This window comes from Paenibacillus sp. Marseille-Q4541 (genome assembly GCF_018310695.1).
Lineage (GTDB): Bacteria > Bacillota > Bacilli > Paenibacillales > Paenibacillaceae > Paenibacillus.
On record NZ_JAGXCY010000001.1, the window covers coordinates 28989 to 47199 of the forward strand.

Consider the following 18211-nt stretch of genomic DNA (forward strand, 5'->3'; position numbering starts at 1 on the left):
TTCTTAAATATGTGTTTCCTGCTCCAAAGAGGACAGGTCCTGCGCAAGTTTCACTAACTTTTCTGAATCATCTGCCAGATCAAGTGCTGCTAACATCCCAGCGATATTATCTTTCCACTGCTCACTCAGATCTAAGGAGACATCACTAAATGATGTCCGGATAAGACTTTGATAGTACTGAATAAGCAAGGACTCATTTTGTTGCAATTGTTTACTGATGTATTGCTTTAGTTCCGGTTCAAGAACATGCTGTAATTCTTTTCGGCCATTTCCTTCGAAAAAATACTTTGGATTCTTGAATAACTTCCAGAACGATTTGAAATCTATTCTTTCCTTATCATCACTTTGCTGCAGGGATGGTGTATCCCAAAGTTTGGATAGGACTATGGAGAGCGATGTGCCTGAAGTCAGTTGGTTAAGTTCTTTCGTGACGTCTGTTGCTGTGCTGGTTACTAGCTGTTTACCTTTGGTCTCCAGTCGGATCGATGTCGCAAGTAGCTCCTGCTGCATTTCAAGATTCAGCATTCGAAGCAGTTCTCGGCCAGATGAGATAAATATGGCTTTTAAATCACCCGCATCTTCTCTCAGTACGGAAGGATGAAATGCTTCCGACATAAACTCAGAAATTCGATATCCGATACGCTGACCTGCGTGGAAGATCAATTCACTCGTCTCCTGAGCAATTTCATGATCTTTAGCCTGATGAGCAAGAGATAGAAGCACCTTCCCTCCTCGTTCCAATGCTTGATTCAGCTCCACTTTCCGAAGCACTCTGACTTCCACATCCTGACGGGCATCCCGAATCCATTGCTCTACTCTATTGCGAGCAATTTTTATATCTTTACTCGCTTCAATGAGCGCGATATCTAATAACTCTTCACCTGCAAATTTACTAAAAGCTTGTTCGAACTCCGCAAAACCGGACGCTGCCAGCTGATCTTCATGCCCGGATTGTTTGGCTTCCAGTGCAAGTAAACTTGAGACCGCATATAGATGCGGGGAACGAACACCACTTTGTTGCAGTTTTTGACCTACATGATCTTTAACAAGCTCCAGTTCATCAGGCGAAGCAGCAAGATCTGCTGCGTTGATGACAAAGAACATATTATCCAGCGATTTGGTGTCTTTTACCCGTCCAAGCTGATTTAGGAACTGCCTGTCTCCCTGAGAAAAAGCGTGATTGTAATAAGTAATAAACACTAGCGCGTCCGCATTCTTCATGTAGTTGAACGTAACGCCCGTATGTCTCGCATTTATGGAGTCTGCTCCTGGTGTATCGACGAGAATAATACCTTGGTTCGTTAGTTCGCAGCTGTAATACAAATCGATGGATTCTACGAAGCAAGATTTAGACTCCTCCGCTACATAGGCACGATACTCATCCATATCCGCAATAAAGGACTGGCCGAGTTTGGACAAGGCCTCATCATACCCTTTGGCCGCTGCTTTCAAAAAGCTATAATGGGGCCGACCTGCCGGGTGTACTTGCTGCGGAGTCAAAGCACTCACCGCTGATTTCCATGTTTTCTCTTCTGGGACGCCAAGTCCAAGAAGATCAAAGGAAAAAGACAGATCCGCCCAAAGGCTGTCGTAAGGCTTCATGGTAACTCGTGCCGTCCGGTGCGCCATGCCTTCTGCTGGCGCCATAATCCGGTTAATCGCCGCTGTAGTCGGATGCGGCGACACCGGTAACACCGCTTCGCCCAGCAATGCGCTGGCGAAAGAAGACTTACCAGCGCTGAAAGCACCAAACAGCGCCAGGGTGAACGTTCCGCCCGCAAGCGATGCCGCGCGGGCGTTCAGCCCTCGTACCGCCGAAGCCATGGCGGGATACGGGGCAAGATGTGCTGCGGCTGCGTTGAGCCTAGCCGCAGCAGCCGTTTGCCGCTCGTGCCTGCGCGCGGCGAGTGCAGGGCGCTCCTTGCGTTCACGCAGGGCGCTAGTAGCCTCGGACGCAGCAGTGTTACGCGCTGCGTCTGCTGGTGTAGCTGTGCCAATCTTCATGGGCACAGCTACACCCTTGACCTCCGGCAAAAGTCCGGAGGTCAGTGAAGTTGCTGCCGGCAACAGCTCCCGCACGGTAGCAGCAACATTCCGGATATCCTGCTCTATCCGGGACAACTTTTCCGCTGTCCTATTTTTCAGGTCAAGCTGCTGTTTTTGTTCCTCCAAAGCTAAAAGGACAGGAACATTGGCCGCTGACAACTCTTCTAGCAAAAGATCGACAAGTTCAAGTGCAGATTTGCGGTATGACGCTATCAGATCAGCTCGCAAATCTTTACAATAGTTTAGTACGTATTCTCCTGTAATCTGCGTATCAGAAACACTGCGCTTCGTAATCAGTTCAACAGAAGGAACGTATAAGTCCGCTTCAAGCTTCTCATCCCAGTGTTCTTTCCATAACCCATGGGTTTGACCGAGCTCTCTGAGCATCGTGCGAAGATGGAACGCAATTTGCCCATCCGCTTGTCTCTTCAGTAGTTCCCAAAACGTCTGAAGCCGCTCTTCTCTTTCTTGTTCCGTTTTGCCGGAGCGAAATAGAAAACCGACTTTAAAACCAGGACGGCGACTCTCCAAGTAACTTTCCGCCGCAGTTCTAACGTCAGCAGGTGTTATATTAGCGGAAGACAACAACTGATCGACTGCCGCTCGAAAATGCTTCCTCTCCTCAGCTGCCATTTCCTTTGTTTGTATCACTTCTTGATTGATACGCAAAGTTTCGGAAGCGAGCTGTGCCACTCCTTCTGGGCCGCCCAGCTCATCAAACAGTGTCTCTTTTTCTTCCTCATATGTAGATTCCCAATTTGTAATAAACTCTTCTCCTACATGGCGTGCTGAGGAAGCAACACTATGACCTATGAGATCCGCTCGTAGACTGGGAAGCACCTCAACCAGATGGGCAAGTTCATTCCACTGATTATAAGGATGTTCCGGTTGTTTTAGTGTCGTAAAGAGGAGACCCGCATAGGTAACTTCCCATGCAGCAAACACTTCTTCTACAGCTGAACGGTATGCTGCAAAAGACAGTTCTTGTTCTCTATGTTTATCTATCTGGGTTACGACCAAATACAGCGGCTTCCCCCAATCGGATAAGCTTTTTGCAAAAGCCAAGTTGTTCTCGGATTGTACGTGATTATAATCCATCACATAAAAGACGGCATCGGCCAGATGCAATGCAGAATCTGTCGCTTTTTTGTGAGCACCATCCGTTGAATCCACTCCAGGCGTATCCAGAAGAACAGCATGCTCTTGCAATAGAGGAACTTCATCCCAAACTTCGATAAAAGAGTACTGCTCTCCATTCTTGCAATATTCGTCCAGTTCGTCGGGGAGTACCACTAAAGGGTCTACATCCGCGGATGAAAGATCCGGCTCATTTCCATTCGGTGTTTGATATATTTTAGCTAATTTTGTTCCATTACGAATCGCTACTACGTTAGCACTAGTAGGTACAGGACTTGCGGGTAGTACTTTTTTGCCGCATAGACTATTGATAAGGCTTGATTTGCCGGCAGAAAAATGACCACAAAAAGCGATCGTTACTTCATCTTCGGATGCTTTCTGAAGCAGATCTTCCATTGCTGCTGATGCCGGTTTATCCTCGTGCTGAATAAAAAATTGCTGCAGTTCTTGTAAACGCATTCGCATTTCTTCATCCTGTCTGCTCCTGTTTGTCAGCATGTCCTCATTAGGCTCCTTCTCTACTTTTCTATTTCACTCAAATATGTATATTTTATCACTGAAAACTTAAGAATTGAACCTAAATTCGCAAAATCTTTCCATCAAAAAAATAAACCGAGTACCTCACTTTGTTTAAGAAAGTCAACTTTCTAACAAAGAGGAGTACTCGGTTTTATAGAACATCAGCCGATACGACTCGGAATGTTCATTATATTTGTAGCGATTCAACAGTTGTTATTGAACTGCGTTTTCAAGCTCTGGAAGCAAGATTTCAAATACTTGTCCATGCTGCAAAATCGTAATGTTTCTGCCTTTGTCTTTCATTACAACCACTTCGGTCTTTTGAGACATGCGCTCAAGGTAGTGTTCAGGTACATCGCCAGAATGGCTTACTGTAATACCTTCGATTTCCTTTTCTTCATTTTCACTCATTTCAGTTGCAACTACTTCTTCAAAAATATCAGAAAAAGCGTCAAATTTGTCAGTGTACACGGAAATGCATTTCATTTTTTCTCATCCTCTACTATTCGTTTACTATTTTATTTTGGTTTAAAGCAGATGACTTTCGTTCCTTATCTTTCCTGATTTGGGACGTTTTCATACGCTTTTTCCCTTCACGACAGACGTCCAAAAGCGGACAAACCTGACATTTAGGTGACTGTGCCTTACAATGATATCGGCCGAAAAAGATAAGTCTGTGATGTGTAAGTGTCCATTCATCCATGGGAACTCTTTTCATTAGCTTTTTCTCCACTTCAAGAACAGAGTCTTTCCATCCTGCGAGACCCAGTCTCTTCGACACACGCTCTACGTGGGTATCTACTGCAATCGCGGGAACCCCAAATGCATTGGAGACCACCACATTTGCCGTTTTACGCCCCACTCCTGGTAACTGAACCAGTCGATCATGCTCACTTGGCACTTCTCCTTCATATTGCTCTATCAAAATACGGCACATATTCTGTATATGCTTCGCCTTGTTGCGATACAAACCGATTCTTCTGATATCCTGCTCTAGTTCTTCAAGAGGAACAGCAATATAATCTTCAGGAGTTTTATATTTTTGGAACAAGTCCACTGTCACTTTATTCACTGTTTCATCTGTACATTGTGCTGACAACAAGACAGCAATGGTAAGTTCAAAAGCATTGCTATGGTTCAATTCACAATGAGCATCAGGAAACATGTTTGCGATGGTATCAAGAATGTGACGCACGGTCGTTGCATTCATGAAGAGCATACCTCCTACAAAAAAAACGTCTTGATACGGCTATTCCGCATCAAGACGGTCATTCTTCTTCTTACTACTTAAAGAAATGACTACGGTTTGGAAATCTCAACTACTACATTATTCAACAGATATAATACAATATTATCATTATCTTTAAGAGATTGCACGCTCAAAGTACTGTCTCCTTGATGAATGTAAACATTCGGTGACAATTGATAGCGATAATTGCTATCTGTAGTAGAAGTACGTTTCACTTGTAGTTCATTTGTAGACGCGTTATAAGTCCAAAAACTTTTAGATACCGGTGAAAGAACTTGGAAAACCGGAGTTCCATCTGCATCTTTAGTGAAGATTACATGATCTGTTACTGCAAGTGAAGCAAGAGTGGTTGATGTGCTGCCATTCTTCACTACTTTTACTTTAGCTGCATTCACAGACTCGCTGGAACCTGAAGATGATTTGTAAGTAACCGTACTTCCACTGATGTTGCTAATTTCGCCCCATGTTTGTTTTACAACCTGAATAGACTGCGCTGTATTTCCGTCAAAAGATACATTGATAAGTGAACCTACTTTTAAATCAGCCGGTTTTAGAGCTGCTCCATTATCGCCTGTAATTGTCAGTTTGTCTACATAAATTTGACTTGTAGATCCATCTTTTTTCACCTCTGCACGGAAAGTGGAAAGATTCAAAGATAGGAGTTCAAACTGCGCAGCAGATTTTACATATATTTTACTAATAACGTCCTGGTTAGCACCAAGCATCGCAGTAACCTGGTCGCCTACTTTCAGATCGGACAAAGAAGCACTGCTCTTTCCATATAGCTCAACAGAAGGCGTAGTTTGATAAGGCAAAGTTATACTTTGACCGTTCGTTTGGAGTAACTTCACTGTCTTTCCATTTGTATTTATTTCTGCAACCGTTCCTTCGTACTTATATACAATAGAAAGCGACAAAGCACGTGTTCCAATTGTACTCAAGTTCACTTTACGACCATCTGTCAAGTAAGGTTCAATACCTGATAGTGTCGGAGAAGTTGTATTGTAATCAAGTTTTGTTTTTTCATCAAGTGTAAATACTTGCGGTTTCTTGTTGGTGTCAAGTACGGTTAGCAATTTGGTTTTTCCGTTATAGGAAACGACGGTTGCCAAATTCACTTGTTCCATCTGACGGTTCAGCACTTCAATCTTAGTCACTTCTTCATTACTATTCAGTGTGATCTCCACTTCATCGCCTGATTTACCATCGGCTAGCAGATCAGCGATTGTTGGCTGGTCTATTCCACTGATCACAATCTGAGGATTTGCAACGAGCAATTTCACTTCCAGTGAACCGCCATCTCTTTTGTACGTAATGGTCGACTGATTAGCTCCAAGCTCATATAGTGTACCGCGAACCGTTCGTTCTACACCTGCTGTAATTTCAATCGATTGGGCTACACTGTCTTTAATTGTATATTTCACTGCAGTTCCCATCTTGAGTTCAGATAGCGTTACAATTTCATTTTGATATCTAATAATGCTGACTCCATCTACGATTTTCAGTACATCGATTGCACCGGAATCATTCACTACGGAAACCGTCTTGGCTGTCGCATCAACGGATTGAACTTTTCCTGATGCTGTCTTATTCACCATACCTGACTTCACTTGGACGATAACGGGTTGTTTCTCCGAAGTAAAGGTTTCTCTCTGAATTTCTATTACACTTCCTGCAGTCAGGTCTGCAGGTTTAATCGTATTTCCGTTCTGATCGTAAAATACAGTCTTGTCTGTGAATGGGTACTCTTGATACTTGTCCCCAGCAAAAAGCCAAAGTTTATTTCCGGACAAACGTTCAAAGCTACCTTCTATTGTTTCTGTCTTAGGAGTGTTGTTCAAACTCTCCACATAAGCTGCTGTCTGATTGTTACCCGCAATCATTACCTCACTATATAATGCAATATCAGAAGCAGTAATCTTCTGCTCGGAAGTGCTTGTAAAGAAAGGTGTATTTGCATTTCTAGTTAAAGTTAGATATGTGCTACCCGTGTACAAGGTTATTTTACTATCTGTTAATTCTGTTATGTATCCCTTGTGTTGTCCTGCGTAAGAATAATCTTTATAACCTCCACCACGGCTGAAGAATGTCGCGAGCTGTGCACGAGTTACATTGCCTTGTGGATCAAATTTATTCCCGGATATTCCCTGGGCAATATTTAAGTCTACTGCTACATTTACGTAACCTTTCGCACTGTCCGAAATTTTGTCATTATCCGCAAAATCAGTTGCCAATTTCCCCGCTGCCTTTGCTTCGGCTTCTTTATCGATCGCTCTAATGATAAGCTTCGCAATCCATTCACGAGAAGCTTTTTTCTCTCCCCACGTGCCTTTGTCAACAGTGGCCTTGAGTTCTTCATTCTCATCAATTAAATCGAGGTCAAATGCTAACGAAACATAGGGTTTAAAATAATTGCTTGTGCTAATTCCTTCAGGCAGTTTTGCTTTGTCACCACTTGGAAGCTCTGCTTCACGATTCACAAACCGAATTGCCATCGTAATTGCCTCTTGCTGGGTTACCGCATCACCCGGTCTGAACAAACCGTTGTTGCCAAGAAGAATGTTTTGTGATGCCAATTTGTAAATATGTTTTTCTGCCCAAAACCCGCTCTTCACATCAGTGAATAAGCCTGTAGACGCCGTAGCCGTAACAGAAGCGGGAGCTGTTTCAGCTCCCGCTACTCCTGCGTAGGCACTAAGCGCCATCAGACTGGCGAGCATGGCAGATACCATTTTTTTAGAATGAGTGGAATTGATATTGCTGGGTTTGAAAGTCAAAATAATTTCTCCTCTCTTATATGCACATCAAAACTCTTACCATGTCGGCAATCGGACGACTTTATGTCCTGCTTCCTATTCTTTTGTCATGGGATGCTCAAGTTCTACATGTCCCATCAAACTTTCTTTTTGTTCACCATCTACCAATAATTCGATGGACTTGACTTCATCGAACTGGAAGAAGGTTTGTTTCAGTGCATCTAGCGCAAATTGTTCTCCGCCAGATCCTAGGTTAGCAGTAGCTGGAATTTTAAGATCAAGCGTAATATTCCCGCCGTCTACTTCCAATTTATTTATTGTAATTTCACTAGACCATAGAGGAACCAATTCATCGCTGTCACTTTGCTGTAGTGATTTGAAGGCTGACTCATATTTACTCCAGTCGCTCTTGAAGGATATTTTCCCCTCTGTTGCTTTGAGCTCCATCTGTTCAGGATCTGTGTAATACAATTTAATTGTTTCTTCCTTTGTCTCTTCGGAAGGAGCTGTCGTCCCTCCGTTTGTTGAACCTTCTGTTGTATTACCTGTACCAGAACCTGTAGTAGTGCCTTCTTCAACGTTTGTTTGGTCAGGATCATCGGTGCTAGCAGGGTCTTGAGGATTATCATCGCTATCTTGCGGTTCATCCGTCACATCACCCGGCTCTGTTACATCGCTGCCTTGTTGTTCCGGAGGAGCAGCTACAGGCTTATTCCCACATGCGGTTACTACCAGCAGCATAGCTGCGAGAAGAGTAATCATCCACCATTTTTTGTTGTTCATTTGTCTAATCCCCCTTCTCATCTCTTATTTCACGCCCAAATATTCCTTCATACCTTTAACGACACCTTCTGCAACACGATTCTGGAATGTCTCGTTAAAGAGGGCCGCTTCATCATTCTTATTACTCAGGAATCCGACTTCCAGCAAAATAGCTGGCATTGTTGTATCACGAATAACAGCAAAATTACCTGTTTTCACACCACGATCTTTCAATCCGGCAGCTTGTACCAAATATTTATGAACTGTGGTAGCAAGCGATTTACTATTCGCGCGGTTATAGTAAGTTTCTGAACCCGTAGCGGAAGCAGGACCACTGTTTGCATGAATAGACAAGAACAAATCTGCCTTCGCTTTATTCGCGAGACTTACACGCTCTGCAAGTTTAAGAAAATTATCATCATTACGCGTCATAATGACTTTAATGCTTGATTCTTTTTTCAGTAGTTGCTCAATTTTTAGTGCAAGGGAGAGGTTAAAATCTTTCTCTTTCTTGCCTGTTATACCAATAGTTCCTGGATCTTGATTTCCATGACCCGCATCGATGACAATCGTTTTCTTCACAGTAGATGGTGGGGTTGTTTCACCACCACTTGTATTAATCGTTACCGTGATCAACCCAGCTGCGGATGTGGAAAGCTTGTACGTCATCGCTTTACTGAGATCTACCACTACACGAACAGTGGAAGGACTTTCACTAAATAGAGAATACCTTACCTTCTCCACACCTGGATAACCATCCACAACGATCTGCCCTGCTACACTTCGAGTAAGGTCTAGTGCTTGTGTTCCTTCAAAGAGGCTGCTGAACTCCGCATTTGGAATATCCACGACAATTCGATTCGGAGAAGTCATCGTAAAGGCCGAAGGTTTAGCTCCACCGCTCGTTGCAATCATGAGTTTGCTGTCGGTAAAACTGATGCCGTTCACCTGAGTTAGATCCGTTTCGTTTCCTCCCGCAGGTGGCTGTGGAGTTCCACCGCCTGAACCACTATTAGCCGAAACTAGATAGACCGATTTGGTCTGGTTGTTCCAACTTACTTTCATTCCCATTGCTTCGGCAACGAAACGAATTGGAACAAGGGTCGTTCCTTTTTTAATAACAGGAGCAATATCAAGATTAATTTTGGAACCGTCCACGGTGGCTGTCTTTTGACCCGCTACCATTTTAATCACTTTTTTATCCTGAATTATAGTAACCGTCTTCGTCTTCTGTTCCCAACCGACACTGTATCCAAGTTCCTCTGAGACGACACGAATAGGTATCATGACTTTATTACTGATGAGCTCAGCATTTACACCTGAAGGTAAACTTACCTGATTGCCATCGAGGAAAATCTTGATGTTGGTCGCTGCTTGTCCATTACCAGGAAATAACCACACAAAACATAGCACCGCGACCAGAATTCTTAACTTTTTCATCCTTCACCCTTCCAATTCTTCAATATTTGAGTCTAGTAAACTCGTTATTTATGTAGCGAGATTTACTATTAACATTAATATTAGACGACAATAAAGGGTGAAAGTTGCGGACTTATCTCAATCATATCAAACAAATGGAATAGAGTATGCAACGAACTTGTCATATTTTAGCATATTTTTTGTCATTTTCCGATAGATTAGCATAATTTATTTATTGTTAGGTGCAGTTTTATTTTTATTTATGAATATCATTTTTTATCTATTCAGTAAAAAATAATAAAAAAAGTCTGTGGACCATCATGATCCATCAGACTTTTAATCGTATGCAGTTTAAGCAAATAGTAACGAGGCATGTTTATTTTCATACTCAGAAATGGCACCTTCATGCTGTAGAGTCAGCCCGATATCATCAAGACCTTGCAATAGGAATTGTCTACGATGCTCATCCAGTTCAAATTGTACACTTAATCCGTAGGCATCAGTTAAAGAATTGTTCTCCAAATCAACATTCAGCTGGTAGCCTTCATGCTGGTTGGTACGCTGAAATAGTTCTTCAACCTGCTCTTCCGATAACTTGATAGGCAAAATTCCATTTTTGAAGCAATTGTTATAGAAAATATCTGCGAAAGAAGGAGCAATCACGCAGCGAAATCCAAAATCCATAATGGCCCAAGGGGCGTGCTCACGTGATGAGCCGCAACCAAAGTTGGCTCTTGAAAGAAGTACAGAAGCCCCCTTGTATTCAGGCTGGTTTAGGGAGAAAGTGGAAATCTCATTTCCCTCTTGATCAAATCTCCATTCATAAAATAGAAATTGTCCAAACCCTGTACGTTCAATTCGTTTCAAAAACTGTTTAGGAATAATCGCATCCGTATCTACATTCACCCGATCGACGGGTGCTACAATACCTGATAATTTTGTAAAAGCCTCCATGTTTATAGCTCCTCTCCGCTCTTTATAAGAAATCTGATACCCACTTTACATACGTCTGTGCTATATCAGGTTTAGTTTGCAACTTCCGATTTTACTGTCCAATCCCTAACGTCTACAAAACGTCCTTGAATTGCTGCTGCTGCTGCCATAGCTGGAGATACCAGATGAGTACGGCCTCCACGACCTTGACGACCTTCAAAGTTCCGGTTGGATGTTGAAGCACAACGTTGTCCCGGTTGAAGTACATCCGGATTCATCGCAAGACACATACTGCAGCCAGCTTCACGCCATTCAAAACCAGCTTCCGTAAATACTTTGTCCAGTCCTTCTTGTTCAGCCTGGATTTTAACACGACCAGAACCAGGTACGACAATTGCTGTAACTCGCTCAGACACTTTGTATCCTTTGGCGATTTCAGCTGCTGCTCTAAGATCTTCAATTCGTCCGTTCGTACAGGAACCAATAAATACATAATCAATTTCAATATCAGCCATTGGAGTTCCTGGTGTAAGTCCCATATATTCAATTGCTTTTTCAGCAGCTTTACGTTCATTTTCCGTTGGAAGTTCAGCAGGAACTGGCACACGGGATGTAATATCTGTTCCCATACCAGGGCTTGTTCCCCAGGTTACTTGTGGAATGAGTGATTCAACATCGAACTCAAGGACAGTATCAAACTCTGCTCCCTCATCAGTAGTGAGATCATCCCATCTTAGTTTTGCAGCTTCAAAATCAGTATCTTTCGGTACATATTGACGGCCTTTCAGATAATTATAAGTCGTTTCGTCCGGAGCAATCATTCCTGCTCTCGCTCCGCCTTCAATGGACATATTACATACCGTCATCCGTTCTTCCATACTGAGTGAACGTATGGATTCACCTGTATACTCAATTACGTAACCTGTCGCAAAATCAGTGCCGTATTTGGCAATGACACCTAGAATCATATCTTTTGCTGTCACACCCGCTTTACGATTACCAACAAAACGAACTTCCATCGTCTTCGCTTTCGCTTGTTGCAAACATTGGGTTGCAAGAACATGCTCAACTTCACTTGTACCGATACCAAAGGCAAGGGCGCCAAATGCACCATGAGTGGAAGTATGGCTGTCACCGCACACAATCGTTTTCCCTGGATGCGTCAAACCGAGCTCTGGACCCATTACGTGTACAACCCCTTGATCAAGGGTATCTAGGTCATAGAGTTTTACGCCAAATTCACGGCAGTTAGCGGAAAGTGTATCGATTTGTTGCTTCGAGATTGGATCCGTAATGTTATAACGATCTTTAGTAGGGACGTTATGATCCATAGTGGCAAAAGTAAGTTCAGGACGCCGAACCTTTCGTCCGCTCAAACGGAGACCTTCAAATGCTTGCGGAGAGGTAACTTCATGAACGAGGTGCAAGTCAATATAGAGAATGCTTGGCTTCCCTTCTTCTTGCGTAATCACGTGGTTTTCCCAAATTTTTTCGAACATCGTCTTTTTGCTCATTCTTCTCACCTCAGCTAAATTTTCGTTCTGGATTCAGAAGGGCATCACATGCCGCATCTGTTAATAAACTCAATATAGCATGAGAAAGACATATTGTTCCAAGATATAAAAACTATAGATGTGATAGGCTTACCCTATAGACTATTTCGTGTCACCATGTACAAATTCCATAGGTTAAGTGATGTTGATTAATCTCAAAAAACATATGAAATAAATTCACTTAACCTTGGAATGATGTACGTCTAATAAAAAGACAGACCCTTAATCGACTTTAGAAAAATCAACACTTGCTAATTCATTGGTCTGTGAATTAAAACGGACCGTCACTTGGATCGTAAATTCCTTGTCTTCCTTTTTCATCAGCAACCGGAATTTCTCTTCTGCCATTGAATCGGAAAGAGAAGTTCTTCCTATATGTGCGTAATCTTTCACGGAAGCACCATATTTTGACTGTGCTTTCGTCACAGCAATTGCACCCCACTTGGCATAACCAGGTTCAGCATGAACCTGCGGCGCTGGAGTTAGGAACAATACACTAGATGAGCATAGAATCATCAACAGCGAACTTATTATAATTCTCCGCTTTACTAGACTGCCAAATAAATACTTCAACTATTTTCAGCTCCTTCACTCTATTTAGAAAATAAGGATGGTTATTAACGTTCCCCACATTATGCGGCGATTTATAATCGGTTATGCACTTATTGATCTAATCAATGAAATATATATATACTCAGAGGTAAAACCTATATAATGAAATAAACAAGTAACATCTTATTTTTTATTTTGATCTTTTTAACAACGTGAGGTGACATTTATGGAACTCAGGCAATTACAATATGCCCTTCAAATCGCTGCAGAGAAAAATTTTTCGAGAGCCGCTGAAAAACTTCATATTGCTCAGCCCTCTCTTAGTCAACAATTATCCAAGCTGGAGAAGGAGCTAGGAGTACTGCTTTTTCAGCGTAATACGAGCTCAGTCGAACTTACCCATGCTGGTGCATCCTTTGTTTCCAAGGCGAGTGACATTCTTGATGCGGTTGAGCTGCTGAAACAAGAAATGTCAGATATCTCTCAGCTTCGTAAAGGAAAAGTTGTCGTCGGCAGTATGCCCATAACAGGATCACATCTATTGCCGCATGTCCTTCCTGCTTTTCGTGAAAATTATCCCGATATCGAAATCGCACTTCTTGAAGACTCTTCTATGAACCTTGAAAAGTTAACAGCCAGCGGTAAAAGTGATCTCAGCCTATTATCTCTCCCCCTTCAAGAACCTTCCCTTTCATACATTGAAATTGGTGAAGAGCGGATTGATCTAGCCGTCCCAAAAGACCATCCACTTGCCCTTCGAAATCCAGAATCTTCGTTAGTCCCTATCAGGATGGAAGAACTGGCAGACGAATCATTCGTCGTATTAAAAAAAGGGCAGGGCTTTCGTAAACTGACTTTCGATCTATGTCAGGCAGCAGGTTTTGAACCTAAAGTTGTGTTCGAAAGTAATAACATGGAGACCGTTCAATCTCTTGTTGCGACAGGTATGGGCATCACCCTTGTCCCGAGGTTCATTGCTCGTGCTCCGAGCAGTGAATTTGTTCCGGTCTATTTGCCCATTGAAGCGGCTCCAAGCCGTACACTGGTCATTGCTTATCGAAAGGGTAGATATTTATCGGGAGCGGCCGAAGCTTTTATTGAGACATTTAAATCCACCATTCAGGAAATGTCTACTGAATAGCTACATATCAACACAAAAAGAGCCCGGAATCTCCAGGCTCTTTTGCTGTCTCTTTACAGTAAAATTACTTACTTAAATCAGAGGACAAATATAAATAGTAACAACGTTTATCGTTTCACATGCTTGTTAGGTTCATTCATCAGAATCCAGTCAGTTTGACTAACCTGTTTCCAATTTCTATTAGGTCGGGGGTGATAAATCTCCATCCCGGCTCTCTAAGAACGGCCTTTCTCGATCATCCCTCACATACTTGTGAACTTGTCGCCTGAGTTTCTCTTCCAAATGGTTAGCCTTGCGGTAATCCATGGTGATCATCCTCCTTTTGGTGACGGGATATGATCTATTAACCTCCTATATAGGAGATGAATCTATTTTTATATAAATTATTTTATTTTTGCTCAAAATAGAGATTCGGTCTACGATCTTCAAATACCGGAATTCGTCCGCGCACCTCATCTACTAGCGCAGGATCAATGGTACCTGTTAGTATTTCCTCCTGGTCTCCGCCCTCTGCCACAATCTCTCCCCATGGATCAATGATCATCGAATGACCAAAGAAATGCGCTTCCTTACTAACGCCTACCCGATTGCAGGAGACAACATACATCTGATTTTCGATTGCTCTTGCCATCAGCAACGTGCGCCAGTGATGCAAGCGCGGATGAGGCCACTCAGCAGGAACAAACAATACCTTAGCCCCATTAAGGGCAAGCGTTCTTCCAAGCTCAGGGAAACGAATGTCATAGCAAATGGAAGCTCCCGCAGTCCAGTTCCCGTCAAAAGTAAATGTAACCGGTTCTTCTCCTGAAGCAAGATACTTCTCTTCATCCATAAGGCGGAATAAGTGCATTTTGGCGTAACGAGCTACTTCTTTTCCTTCTTTATTAAAGATATACATACTATTGTAGATCTGCCCGTCCACTTTTTCGGAAATAGAACCGGCAACAATATTAACTTTATATTGGGCAGCATACTTTTGCAGCCATTCACGCTCTATTTTCCCTTGGTCATCCGCCAGCTCATGAATCTCACTAAGTGCATAACCTGTATTCCACATCTCTGGCAGGACGATAATTTCAGCATTCGGATTATTTTCCATAGCCTGCTTTATGAGTAACTGCATATGTTTTCGATTCGCATCAGGATTACCAATTTGAATGTCACTCTGAATTAATACAATCTGAAGGAGCGCATCCTTCGTCAGTTCTGTCATTTCAATATTCGGGTTTGTCATCTTCTCGTTCTCCTTTTACACTACATCCAGCTTCATATAAAATAAATTAATCCTATCATAGACGTTTTGTTCCAAAACGCACAAGTCATTCATTAGAAACCCATCTATACAGCTAGGATAAATCGTGATAGATTAAAATTACTTTTTATTATGATGAAACCGGAGTGATGAAATGAAGTCATCTCAAGCACAACCTGCGAATGTGTCTAGATTTACGATCGAACCTGCTGAGATTATGAAGACCCTGCCTACTCAGTTTTTCGCTACTCTTGTTCAAAATGTAAACCGAGAGGTTATGGCAGGACATGATGTTATTAACCTTGGACAAGGTAATCCCGATACTCCAACACCAAAGCATATTGTATCCTCCTTGCAAGAAGCAGCGGACAACCCGCTTTATCATAAATATTCTCCTTTTAGCGGCTATCCTTTTCTAAAAGAAGCCATTGCTCAACGTTACAAAGAAGATTATGGGGTTGAGCTTGATCCCGAAACAGAAGTAGCCATCTTGTTCGGAGGAAAAACAGGGCTCGTCGAGCTTCCTCAAGTCCTCTTAAATCCTGGTGATGTTTGCCTCGTACCCGATCCGGGATATCCAGATTACTGGTCTGGCGTTGCTCTCGCTAAAGCAGAAATGTCGTTCATGCCACTGCTTGAGTCAAATGACTTCTTGCCCGACTATAGTGCCCTTTCAGAACGGGATGTAAATAAAGCAAAACTGATGTTCCTCAATTACCCAAACAATCCTACTGCCGCCATTGCTCCAAGTTCCTTCTATGAAGAGACTGTAGAGTTTGCTGCAAAAAACGGCATCGTTGTTGCAAGTGATTTTGCCTATGGTGCTATCGGTTTTGACGGACATCGTCCCATCAGCTTTTTGGAGACACCAGGAGCGAAAGAAGTTGGGGTTGAATTCTACACCCTGTCCAAAACATACAATATGGCCGGATGGCGAGTAGGCTTTGCTCTTGGGAATGCAGAAATTATTAAGCTCATCAATCAGTTGCAAGATCACATCTATGTCAGCTTATTCGGAGGTATCCAAGCAGCCGCGCAGACTGCGCTTATCTCTTCCCAAGATTGTGTAGCTGACCTGGTATCCCGCTATGAATCTCGCCGCAATGCCCTATTTAGTGAGCTAGACAATATCGGGTATACTGCTACAAAACCTGGAGGGTCTTTCTTTAGCTGGCTACCTGTACCTAATGGATACACTTCCGCATCTTTCGCTGATCTTCTACTCCGTGAAGCAAAAGTAGCTGTAGCACCGGGAATTGGTTTTGGAAAGCACGGTGAAGGCTATGTCCGCGTAGGACTGCTAAGTGATGAAGAAAGACTGCGGGAAGCCGCTAGGCGTATCGGAAAGCTTGGTTTGTTTCGGTAATGATAGTAAGATTTGCTGATCATTACGAGAATGAGTAGACTCGCTCTAACATCTACTTCACTTATTTCTCTTTGCAACGGTCCTTTTTCCATGGTATTCTAACTGTAATTTAAAAATGTAAACGTGTTGACGGGACCAGTAAGAAACTCCTCCGTGCACTCAGAGAGTAAATTCCACCGGCTGAAAGAATTTACCACGGACATTTCTGAAACCTACCCCTGAGCGGCCTTATACTGAGAATAGGACGTTTCCCTTAACGTTATAAGGCCTACGAGTTGGATGATGAATATCATCAACAAAGGTGGTACCGCGGAAGCTCAAACTTTCGTCCTTTGCATTACAAGGACGGAAGTTTTTTTTATTTGGACTACATGTTATAAGAAAGGAAGTAGATCATCACATGTCTTCTCGGATCGTTATTAAGATTGGAAGTAGTTCTCTAACTACCGATTCAGGTTCATTACATCAAGAATCCGTTGCGTTTTTCGCGGCCGAAATTGCTGCACTCCATGCAGAAGGTCATGAAGTTCTACTTGTCACTTCCGGAGCAGTTGCAGCCGGATTTGGTCACATCGGGTATACATCCCGCCCCAAACTTCTACATGAGAAACAAGCAGCCGCAGCTGTTGGGCAGGCTCTACTTATGCAAGCTTATCAACAGGCTTTTGCAGGACATGGAGTAAAGACAGCACAAATCCTACTGACACGTACGGATTTTCTGAATCGCAAACGGATGGGAAATGCCGTTATGACTATTGACGAATTATTAAAACAGCGAATTTTGCCAATTATTAACGAGAACGATACCGTCTCCGTTGACGAGTTAAAATTCGGAGATAACGATATGCTGTCCGCGCTCGTGGCCGGATTTATTAAGGCAGATAAGCTGCTTATTTTAACTGACACAGATGGTCTCTACACTGCGGATCCTCGGAAACAGGCGGATGCCAAAAAGTTTGACCGTATTGAAGAGATTACAGATGAAATCTATGCAATCGCAGGCGGAAGCGGCTCTGCCGTCGGTACAGGAGGCATGCGCTCCAAGGTCGATGCAGCCAAGGTTGCGACGAGGGGCGGAGTTCCTGTCTTTGTTGGACGTGTACTTGAGCAGGGAGATATGAAGGCAGCCTTTCATGATATAGGTAAAGGTACGTATTTTGATACACGTCTTCATTCCCTCCCTCGTAAGAAGCAGTGGCTTGGTTTCATGTCTTCCCCACTTGGCTCCGTGCAAGTCGATCAAGGCGCTGAAAAAGCGCTTATTCATGGAGGCCATAGTCTGTTGCCCGTAGGAGTGAAAGAAGTCCAGGGTCATTTTCAGTCCGGCGATGTCATTGAGGTTGTAGGCATGACAGGTGATGTCATCGGTCGTGGCATTGTAAACTACGATGAAGATCAACTCCGGGTTATCATGGGACTTCCTAGTCAGGAAGTACTCAAAAAGTTGGAAGGAACGATGAGCCGTTTGGAAGTAGTTCACAGGGATGAATGGGTTACGCTGAAATAACAACATACAATGTACCTCT

Annotated in this window: 13 protein-coding genes; 3 read left to right on the top strand and 10 right to left on the bottom strand. The window is 43.0% G+C overall.

Annotation, left to right across the window (positions count from 1 at the left end):
- Nucleotides 1–3: 3 nt before the first annotated feature.
- The 9 genes from KFT32_RS00130 to KFT32_RS00170 form a co-directional block, all read right to left on the bottom strand.
- Nucleotides 4–3681 (bottom strand): dynamin family protein, encoded by a 3678-nt coding sequence (locus KFT32_RS00130; protein WP_249344779.1) that lies wholly within the window; start codon nt 3679–3681, stop codon nt 4–6.
- A 234-nt stretch (nt 3682–3915) separates the two neighbouring features.
- Nucleotides 3916–4188: an NAD/NADP transhydrogenase alpha subunit gene (locus tag KFT32_RS00135; protein WP_211744936.1), complete on the bottom strand. Its 273-nt coding sequence runs from the start codon at nt 4186–4188 to the stop codon at nt 3916–3918.
- 16 nt (nt 4189–4204) lie between these two features.
- Complete coding sequence (nth, locus tag KFT32_RS00140; RefSeq protein ID WP_211744938.1) at nt 4205–4912, bottom strand: endonuclease III; 708 nt, start codon at nt 4910–4912, stop codon at nt 4205–4207.
- A gap of 89 nt (nt 4913–5001) precedes the next feature.
- On the bottom strand, nt 5002–7728 hold the full coding sequence (locus tag KFT32_RS00145; protein ID WP_249344782.1) for an S-layer homology domain-containing protein: 2727 nt from the start codon (nt 7726–7728) through the stop codon (nt 5002–5004).
- 75 nt (nt 7729–7803) lie between these two features.
- Nucleotides 7804–8490, bottom strand: coding sequence for a GerMN domain-containing protein (locus KFT32_RS00150; protein ID WP_211744940.1), 687 nt, complete (start codon nt 8488–8490; stop codon nt 7804–7806).
- Nucleotides 8491–8514: 24 nt separating this feature from the next.
- Nucleotides 8515–9909, bottom strand: coding sequence for an N-acetylmuramoyl-L-alanine amidase family protein (locus KFT32_RS00155; protein WP_211744942.1), 1395 nt, complete (start codon nt 9907–9909; stop codon nt 8515–8517).
- A gap of 330 nt (nt 9910–10239) precedes the next feature.
- Nucleotides 10240–10842, bottom strand: coding sequence for a 3-isopropylmalate dehydratase small subunit (leuD, locus tag KFT32_RS00160; protein WP_211744944.1), 603 nt, complete (start codon nt 10840–10842; stop codon nt 10240–10242).
- A gap of 71 nt (nt 10843–10913) precedes the next feature.
- Nucleotides 10914–12335, bottom strand: coding sequence for a 3-isopropylmalate dehydratase large subunit (leuC, locus tag KFT32_RS00165; RefSeq protein WP_211744946.1), 1422 nt, complete (start codon nt 12333–12335; stop codon nt 10914–10916).
- 261 nt (nt 12336–12596) lie between these two features.
- Nucleotides 12597–12947 carry a DUF3889 domain-containing protein gene (locus tag KFT32_RS00170; RefSeq protein WP_211744947.1) on the bottom strand — a complete coding sequence of 117 codons (351 nt, stop codon included), beginning with the start codon at nt 12945–12947 and terminating at the stop codon, nt 12597–12599.
- Nucleotides 12948–13152: 205 nt separating this feature from the next.
- Here KFT32_RS00170 and KFT32_RS00175 point away from each other — a divergent pair, with 205 nt between their 5' ends.
- Nucleotides 13153–14067, top strand: a complete 915-nt coding sequence (locus tag KFT32_RS00175; RefSeq protein ID WP_211744949.1) for a LysR family transcriptional regulator — start codon at nt 13153–13155, stop codon at nt 14065–14067.
- A gap of 388 nt (nt 14068–14455) precedes the next feature.
- Here KFT32_RS00175 and KFT32_RS00180 read toward each other — a convergent pair whose 3' ends face one another.
- Nucleotides 14456–15301, bottom strand: coding sequence for a carbon-nitrogen family hydrolase (locus KFT32_RS00180; protein WP_481856278.1), 846 nt, complete (start codon nt 15299–15301; stop codon nt 14456–14458).
- A gap of 172 nt (nt 15302–15473) precedes the next feature.
- Between KFT32_RS00180 and KFT32_RS00185 the strand changes: the two genes are divergently transcribed.
- Together KFT32_RS00185 and proB are read left to right on the top strand one after the other, a co-directional pair.
- Nucleotides 15474–16685 (top strand): pyridoxal phosphate-dependent aminotransferase, encoded by a 1212-nt coding sequence (locus KFT32_RS00185; protein WP_211744952.1) that lies wholly within the window; start codon nt 15474–15476, stop codon nt 16683–16685.
- Between the two features lie 400 nt (nt 16686–17085).
- Nucleotides 17086–18192, top strand: coding sequence for a glutamate 5-kinase (gene proB / locus KFT32_RS00190; RefSeq protein ID WP_211744954.1), 1107 nt, complete (start codon nt 17086–17088; stop codon nt 18190–18192).
- Nucleotides 18193–18211 lie beyond the last annotated feature (19 nt).